Origin of the sequence: Paraconexibacter sp. (assembly GCF_041602235.1) — a bacterium.
Taxonomy (GTDB): Bacteria; Actinomycetota; Thermoleophilia; order Solirubrobacterales; family Solirubrobacteraceae; genus Paraconexibacter.
This window is the reverse complement of sequence record NZ_JBFIGP010000180.1, coordinates 1-7,734: the sequence shown is the minus strand read 5'-3', so window position 1 is coordinate 7,734 and position 7,734 is coordinate 1. Positions and strand designations below refer to the sequence as shown.

Sequence of the window (7,734 nt, the reverse complement as noted above, 5' to 3'; positions counted from 1 at the left end):
GCTCAAGGCGCTCGGCCTCACGTTCGCCGAGTCGATCGAGGTCCTCGAGACGCTCCACCGTCACCTCATGGAGATCGCCGAGATGTTCGTGCGGATCTTCGTGGAGCGGGTCGCGGCGCCGACCCTCGGAACCGCCGACGAGGGGGCGCGCGCGGTCGCGCTCGCCGACCTCACCGCCGCCCTCGATCGCATGCGCCCGCTGGCGACGAGCGCGGTCAACGCCGCATTCCGCCTGGCGCTGCAGGCCCGCAGCGAGCAGGCGCTCGGCGAGATCCTGCCCGCCGAGGGCTGATCAGGACAGCCGCCGCGCGACCGTGACCTGCCCGCCGCGCCCCGGGAGGAGCGTGACGTTGCGGTGCTGCTCCCGCTCAGGGGTGGGATCCGGCGCCTCGAGATCCATGCGCTCGGTGATCGCCCGCAGCACGATCCGCATCTCGGCCATCGCCAGCGCGGCCCCCAGGCACCGCCGCGTCCCGCCGCCGAACGGGATCCACGTGTACGTCCCGGGCTTGGTGGCGAGGAAGCGCTCCGGCCGGAAGGCGAAGGGCTGCGGGTAGAGGTCCTCGCGGTGGTGCACGAGGATGATCGCCACCGAGATCCGCGTCCCGGCGGGCACGACGTACTCACCGAGCTGCCAGTCGCTGGTGACGTGGCGGCCGACGAGCGGGATGACCGGGCGCGCCCGCATCGCCTCGTGGATCGTGGCCTCGACGTAGGCGCCGGCGCCCTCGTCGTCCCGGCGCACGAGGTCGCGGAGCGTGGCGTGGGCGGCGGGCGTACGGGTGAGCCGCTCGAAGGCCCAGGCGAGCTGGTTGGCGGTCGTCTCGTGCCCGGCGAGCACCAGGGTGATCAACTCGTCGCGAATTTCGTGGTCGGTCAGGAGGACGCCGTCCTCGTCGGTCACCGAGAGGAGCAGCGAGAGGATGTCCGTCCCGCGCTCGGCCTCCGGCTGGGCGCGACGCTCGCGGATGAGCTGGTAGTAGTGCCGGTCGACCGCGTCGATCAGGCGCTTCAGCAGCCCGACCGGCTCGGTCCGGCCGAGGTTGCGGAGCTCGAGCGGCACGAACCACGGCTTCTCGCTCATCGAGAGCGCGCGCCGCGTCATGTCCCGCAGGCGCCGCTCGGTCGACCCCTCCGGCGGCTCACCCTCGACGCCGAAGATGCCGGCCATGATCACGTCGAGCGTCACCGCCTGCATGCGCTCGGCCAGGCGGAACGTGTCGCCCTGCTTCCAGCGGTCGAGCTCCCGGTGGATCGTCGCCTCGATCATCGCCTCGTACTGCTTGATCGCCTCACCGTGGAACGGCGGCAGCAGGAGCTTGCGCTGGCGCATGTGCCGGTCGCCGTTGGTGGTGAGGACGCCCTCGCCCATGATCGGCCGCAGTGGCGACTCGGCGGTCATCGAGGGCACCAGGTCCGGCTTGGCCGTGAACAGCGACTTCGCGTGGTCGGGGTGGCCGGTGATGACCAGCTCGCGGTCCTCGATCGGCACGTCGAACGTGAAGACCTCGCCGAGCTCGCGGCGGGCACGGAACAGGAACGGGAGCGGGCGCCGCCCGAACCGCGCGAGCTGGATCGGCGCGGGCAGCGGGATGACGGGCGGGGCGACCAGCGGCAGGCCGTCCACCGGGCCGGCCGGCGAGGGCGCGAACGACCCGATCAGCGGGTCGCCGGCGGACGGGGCGGTCGAGGTGTCGATGACGGTCATGCCATGAAGCCTAGACCGTTACAGATCAGATGTCACGGTCCCGGCGTCCCGCTCACGCGGCGCGGCCCGAGAGCCGCATGTACTTCGACACCGCCTCCGCCCGGTTGGCGGCCCGCAGCTTGCGCAGGATGTGCTTCACGTGCGACTTCACGGTCCCCTCGCTGATCACCAGCCGGGCACCGATCGCCGCGTTGGTCTCGCCAGCCGCGAGGAGCGCGATCACCTCGAGCTCCCGGGCGGTGAGCAGCGAGTGCAGCCGGTGGTCGCCGGGCGACGGCGGCGCCAGGCGGGGGCCCCCCTCGGGGACCGGGTGACTCTCCCCGGTCATCCGGACCTCGGACTCGCGGATCTCGTCGATGACCGCCTCGAGCGAGGAGGCCATCGCCCTGACCTGCTCGCCCTGCGCCTTGAGCCGCTGCGCGAGCACCGCGCGCAGGAACACGTACCCGAACGCCTCGGCGAACGCGAACAGGACGTCCCGGTCGAACTCGTCGGGATGACGCTGCGAGAGGTAGTAGTCGGCGTGCAGGAAGCCGATGACGTGGCCCTCCGGCATGATCGGCGCGGCCACGTAGGAGCGCGAGTCCGACACCGAGGCGATCGGCTGGTGCACGTGATCGGACTCCTGCACGTCACGGACCAGCAGCGGCGCACGACGGCGCGCCATCTCGCTCTCGACGACCATGTGGTCGAGCTGCTGCGGCTCGGACGCCGCCGCGAGGATCTCGTTCGCCCACTGCTCGTCGCCGTTGACGTGGATCTTCACCGGGATCCACATCGAGTCCTCCACCCGGCTGATGATCGCCCGGTCGAAGCCCACCCCGGCGCACAGCTCACCCGGGACGCGCTGAAGCATCTCGTCGGTCGAGGTGATGCCGCGCAGGCGGGCGAGCGCCTTCTGGATCCCCGCCATCGCGGCGTAACGCCCGAGCGCCCGGTGCTCGCGCAGATCGCCGTGGACCTCCCGCAGGTCGCCCAGCAGATCCCCACGTTCGGCGATCTCGCACGGGAGCTCGCGCACGAGCGCGATGAGGCCGTCGAGCGTCGACAGCGCGTCGTCGATGTCGCGCGGGAACGCCGGCGCCTCCTCGGCCACGGACGGCAGGACGCCGACCGCACGCGCCAGGACGTCGGCGAGCCGCTCGCGGATGCGAGCGTCGCTGATGGGGGGACCCTTGGGGGTCCAGTTCTCCGCGGTCGGCACGAGGCGTCTCTCTCCGCGAGGGACGATAGCGCTGATCACGTCGGCCCGAGCCACCGCCCGGACACGCTGTCCGAGCCGGTCAGCGCTCGGCGAGCGCCGCGCGGATCGCCGCGTCGTCCCGCCCCAGCCCGGGGGGCGCGGCCGCGGGGTCCAGCGGCACGCCGTCGAGGCGGATCGGGGTGCGGAGCTGCGGTACCTCGCGGCCCTCCTCGTCGGTGACCGAGGTGAGCAGGCCCGCCCGCGTGTCGGGGTCGGCGAACATCTCCGGCACCGTGTTGATCACTGCCGCGGCGACGCCCGCCTCGTTCAGCGCGACGACCCATTCGGCCGCCGTCCGGGCGCCGAGCAGCCGCTCGATCTCCGCGACGAGGACCTCGCGATGCTCGACGCGCAGCGCGTTGCTCGTGAAGCGGGGATCGCTCGCCAGCGCCGGGGAGTCCAGTACCGCGCACAGCCGCCCGAACTGCAGGTCGCTGGCCGCGGCGATGGCGATCCCGCGGTCCGCGGCGCGCACCACCTGGTAGGGGGCGACGTTGGGGTGGGCGTTGCCCATCGCCCGGGGAGTCGCGCCGCCGATCAGGTGGTTGAGCGCCTGGTTGGACAGCAGCGCCCCACACGCCTCGGCGAGCGACACCTCGACGCGCCCACCGACCCCGGTCTGCTCCGCGCGCCGCAGCGCCGCCAGCACGCCCACGGTGGCGAAGAGCCCGGCGGAGAGGTCCGCGATCGGCAGTCCCGCCTTCGTCGGGGTGGCCGCATCCGGCCCGGTCACCGACAGCACCCCCGTGTGCGCCTGGACGACGAAGTCCAGGGCCGGCCACGCGGCGCGCGAGGAGTCGTGCCCGTAGCCGGAGATCACCGCGTGGACGAGCCGCGGGTTGCGGGCGTGCAGCACCTCGTCGGACAGCCCCAGGCGCTCCATCGTCCCCGGCAGGAAGTTCTCCATCAGGACGTGGGCGTCGTCGACGAGCCGCAGCACCAGATCGCGGTCGGCGTCCACGCGCAGGTCGGCCAGCATCGCGCGCCGGCCGCGGTTGCAGGCGTAGAAGTACGAGGAGTCCCCCGACGGCGCCCACGGGGGTCCCCAGTGCCGCGAGTCGTCGCCGACCGGATCCGTCCCGCCCCGCTCGACCTTGATGACGTCGGCACCCAGGTCGGCCAGCACCTGGGTGGAGAACGGGCCCGCGAGGATCCGTGAGAGGTCGAGGACGCGAACGCCCGCGAGGGGTCCCCCGCGGGCGTCGTCGGCTGGGGGCCAGGTCATGCGACCCAGCCTAGGTCACGGCCTACGCCTCCGGCGGCGTCGACAGCAGGATGTCGAAGATGTGCCGCTCGAGCTTGGTGGTCAGGTCGACGTGCATGTGCTTGGCCTCGGTGTACTCGTCGAGCGCACCGGCGCCGAGCTCACGGCCCGTACCCGACTGCTTGTAGCCGCCGAACGGCAGCGCCGGGTCGATCTGGTGCCAGTTGTTGATCCACACCGTGCCGGCGCGCAGTTGGTTGCCGACCTCCACCGCGTCCTCGTAGTCGCCGCCCCAGACGCCGGCGGTCAGGCCGTAGTCGGTGTCGTTGGCGATCGCGATCGCCTCCTTGACCGTGGAGTACTTGATGACGACCATCACCGGGCCGAAGATCTCCTCGCGGGCGATCTGCATGTCGTTGGTGACGTCGGTGAAGATCGTCGGCTCGATCCACCAGCCGCTCTCGAACTCGGGGCCTTCGGGCGTGCCGCCGCCCAGCGCCACCGTCGCGCCGTCGGCCTTGGCCCGCTCCATGTAGTCAACGATCCGGTCGCGCTGGCGCTCGGAGACCACCGGGCCCATGTCGGTGTCGAAGTCCGACGGGTCGCCGAGCTTGATCGTCCTGGCGCGGGCGACCATGCGCTGCACGAACTCGTCGTGGATCGACTCGTGCACGAGCACGCGGGTGGAGGACTCGCACACCTGGCCGCTGTAGAGCATGCAGCCGAACAGCGCCCCGTCCGGGGCGATGTCGAGATCGGCGTCGGGCAGCACGATCGTCGGCGCCTTGCCGCCGAGCTCGAGCGTGACCTTCTTCACGGTGCCGGAGGCAAGCCGCATGATCTCGCGACCGACCGCGGTGGAGCCCGTGAACGCGACCTTGTCGACGTCCGGGTGCGAGGCCAGACGGGCACCGACCTCCTTGCCCTCCCCGGAGACGAGGTTCAGGACGCCCGGCGGCACCCCGCACTCGTGCGCGATCTGGGCGAGCTTGAGCAGCGAGAGCGGCGTCTTCTCGTCGACCTTCACGACCACCGAGTTGCCGGCGGCCAGCGCCGGGCCGATCTTCCAGATGCCCAGGACCAGCGGGAAGTTCCACGGCACGATCGCCGCGCAGACGCCGATCGGCTCACGGCGCACGCGGTTCATCGACATCGTCGGGTAGGCGACGGTGGGCACGTCCCGCTCGAACTCGTACCGCTCGGCCTGCTCGGCGAAGTAGAGGAAGTGGCCCGAGGCGAGGCCGCAGTGGAAGCCGATCGCCTGACGGATCGTCGCGCCGTTGCAGCTGATCTCCGCCTCGATGAAGTCGTCGAGGTCGACGGCGATGCGGTCGCCGATGGCGCGCATGATGGCGGCCCGCTCCTCCGTGGGCTTGGAGGACCACACGCCGGACTCGAACGCCCTGCGCGCGGACTCGACGGCCTGGTCGGCGTGGTCCACCGTGCCCTTCGCCATCGTGCAGACGAGCTCGTTGGTCGCCGGGTGCCGGATCTCGAAGACCTGGTCGGAATCGACGTCCTGGCCGTCGATGAACATCTGATGGTGCGTCACGCCAACTGTTGCCACGGGTTCTCCTCGGGTGCTCGTCGTCGGGGTACTCCGAGTGCCACTCTCATCGACCCGCGTACCTGCGACAACCCGCCGTGGGAGGAGATGCCTCCCACCTTTGGGGGTGCCCCGGACTGCCACGCCGACGCACGCCCGCAACCGGCGCCTACGCGTAGCCGAGGGCCTCGTACCGCCACCGGTCGATGAACGCCCCGGTCGCCTCGACCAGGTCGGCGAGCCGCTCCGCCTGGCGTGTGGAGAGCGGGCCCCGGACTGCCGCGTCGGCGAGCTGACCGATCTCGTCGCGCGTCTCGAGCAGGCGCTCGAACTGCGCCTGCACGGATCCGGCGAGGTGCTGACCCGCGAACTCGCCGAGCAGCAGGTCGAAGGCCGCCCGGAGCCCCATGGCCCCGGCACGGACACGGTGCTGCTCCACGTCCAGCACGGCGCGCAGCAGCAGGTCCTCGCTCTCGAGCACCCGGCCCGACCCGGTGAGCACCATGCCCATCGCCTGGGTCGGCATGACCTTCTGGTCGCGGGAGAGCCTGGGCACGGGCGGCGGGGGCACCGCGATGGCCTTCTCCCACTTCCCGGCGGCCACGAGCTCCGCGATGCCGTACCCGATCCGCGTGGCCCGGGCGTCGAGCGGACTGAGGTCGATCACGTAGGGGTCCGCCGCGCAGGCCCGGTACGCGACCACGCTGCGATTGAGCGTCTCCAGTGCGGCGCGGGCCCACTGATCGCGCTCGTCGCCCCGTGACTGCACGGACTCGAAGAACCGCGCGGCGACGCGGTCGTCGGGCAGCAGCCTGGTCCCGAAGACCACGGTGGCCAGCGTGAGGGACAGCTCGCGCGGCTTCTCGCCGTCCGCCACCGCCGGCGCGCCCCCGCGACCCAGGCGACCGCCCCTCGGGGCGGGCGCTCCGACCGTCCGGATCACGATGACGTCGGCGGCGCCGAGCAGCAGGTCGTCCTCGTGCCCGACCGCCGGCGTCGCCTGAGGCGCGGCGGACGCCACGGTCGACCCCGCCTGCCCCGGCGAGCCCGCGGCGCTCATCTCCTCGTACGCGGAGTCGAGCTCGTCGAGCACCTCGCCGGCGAGCTCCTGGTCGTCCTCGGGGTAGACCACGTACCGCCCGGCCGGCGGCCCGATCGAATGCGTGAACTCGAACTGGACGAAGGGGAACCGGTTCATCGCGCACCTCCGCGCAGAGCACGGCGCGCGCGCTTGTAGCGCGCCCCGAACGTCCAGCCCAGCCCCGCGAACAGGACGAGGTCCAGCATGATCAGGAAGGGGCTCTTGCCGGCCTCGCCTCCGACCCCGTACGCCACCCCGGCGTGCACGGCGACGGTGATGATGAGCGCCAGGAAGAACGAGTGCGAGCGGTACCCCGAGAAGTGCTCGCGGGCCGTCAGCTCGAACGTCGCGAGCCCGACGGCGGCCAAGCTGACGAGCAGTCCGGTCTCCGATGCTCCTGGCCCGCGGGCGAAGCTGACGACGACCCCGACCAGGCCGGCGAACATCACGATCTCGCTGACCGGCAGGCCGCCGAAGATCCCAGGCGGACGCTCGGGACGGACGGCGCGCCGCTGGTCCTTGGGGACCTCCTTGGACGGGCGCTGGCCCGCGACGCGCCACGACTCGGCCACGCGGCCGAACAGCGACGTGGCGGGCTCGACGTCGTACTGCGAGCGCGCCGGCGGGCGCCCGGCGACGGAGGCTCGACGTGCCGGTGCCGCGGGACGGCCCCGGTCCTCGCGAGGCGGACGAGGGCGCTCGGCGGCCTCGACACCTCCACGCTTTCGGCTGCGCTTGCCCACGTCCCCAGCCTACGCCTGACCGCGCAACCGCCGGCGCAGCCGTTCGATGATCCCGACAGGGCCCGTCTCGGGCTCCATCGCGGCCGACATCCGATCCACCGCTCGTCGCGTCACGCGCTCGTGCAGCTCGGAGCGGATCGCCAGGAGCTCGTCGCGCACCTGCTCGAGCTGGGCGTTGCTGAGCACGGCAGGCCCGCGCACCGGCGAGG

At 72.3% G+C, this 7,734-nt stretch carries 7 protein-coding genes and 1 pseudogene; 1 reads left to right on the top strand and 7 read right to left on the bottom strand.

What is annotated here, in order from left to right:
* Nucleotides 1-292, top strand: a pseudogene (locus tag ABYE80_RS13925) (hypothetical protein); the annotation flags it as partial.
* On the opposite strand, the gene ABYE80_RS13920 reads toward ABYE80_RS13925, so the two are convergent.
* The 7 genes from ABYE80_RS13920 to ABYE80_RS13890 all read right to left on the bottom strand — a co-directional run.
* Entirely contained in the window at nucleotides 293-1,708 is a 1,416-nt protein-coding gene (locus tag ABYE80_RS13920; RefSeq protein ID WP_372790885.1) for a cytochrome P450, read from the bottom strand. It abuts the pseudogene before it with no gap.
* Nucleotides 1,709-1,760: 52 nt separating this feature from the next.
* Complete coding sequence (locus tag ABYE80_RS13915) at nucleotides 1,761-2,912, bottom strand: LuxR C-terminal-related transcriptional regulator (protein ID WP_372790884.1); 1,152 nt, start codon at nucleotides 2,910-2,912, stop codon at nucleotides 1,761-1,763.
* A 79-nt stretch (nucleotides 2,913-2,991) separates the two neighbouring features.
* Nucleotides 2,992-4,176, bottom strand: coding sequence for a CaiB/BaiF CoA transferase family protein (locus ABYE80_RS13910; protein WP_372790883.1), 1,185 nt, complete (start codon nucleotides 4,174-4,176; stop codon nucleotides 2,992-2,994).
* A 22-nt stretch (nucleotides 4,177-4,198) separates the two neighbouring features.
* On the bottom strand, nucleotides 4,199-5,722 hold the full coding sequence (locus ABYE80_RS13905) for an aldehyde dehydrogenase (RefSeq protein ID WP_372790882.1): 1,524 nt from the start codon (nucleotides 5,720-5,722) through the stop codon (nucleotides 4,199-4,201).
* Between the two features lie 148 nt (nucleotides 5,723-5,870).
* Nucleotides 5,871-6,899: a hypothetical protein gene (locus ABYE80_RS13900; RefSeq protein ID WP_372790881.1), complete on the bottom strand. Its 1,029-nt coding sequence runs from the start codon at nucleotides 6,897-6,899 to the stop codon at nucleotides 5,871-5,873.
* Entirely contained in the window at nucleotides 6,896-7,525 is a 630-nt protein-coding gene (locus ABYE80_RS13895) for a hypothetical protein (protein ID WP_372790880.1), read from the bottom strand. The genes ABYE80_RS13900 and ABYE80_RS13895 overlap by 4 nt, the downstream gene beginning before the upstream one ends.
* A gap of 9 nt (nucleotides 7,526-7,534) precedes the next feature.
* On the bottom strand, nucleotides 7,535-7,734 hold a 200-nt coding region (locus ABYE80_RS13890; protein ID WP_372790879.1), incomplete at its 5' end, for a hypothetical protein.

Excerpts from the sequence above, each read along its gene's own strand:
- ABYE80_RS13920 (WP_372790885.1), bottom strand. The coding sequence starts at position 1,708 with ATGACCGTCATCGACACCTCGACCGCCCCGTCCGCCGGCGACCCGCTG.
- ABYE80_RS13900 (WP_372790881.1), bottom strand. The coding sequence starts at position 6,899 with ATGAACCGGTTCCCCTTCGTCCAGTTCGAGTTCACGCATTCGATCGGG.
- ABYE80_RS13910 (WP_372790883.1), bottom strand. The coding sequence starts at position 4,176 with ATGACCTGGCCCCCAGCCGACGACGCCCGCGGGGGACCCCTCGCGGGC.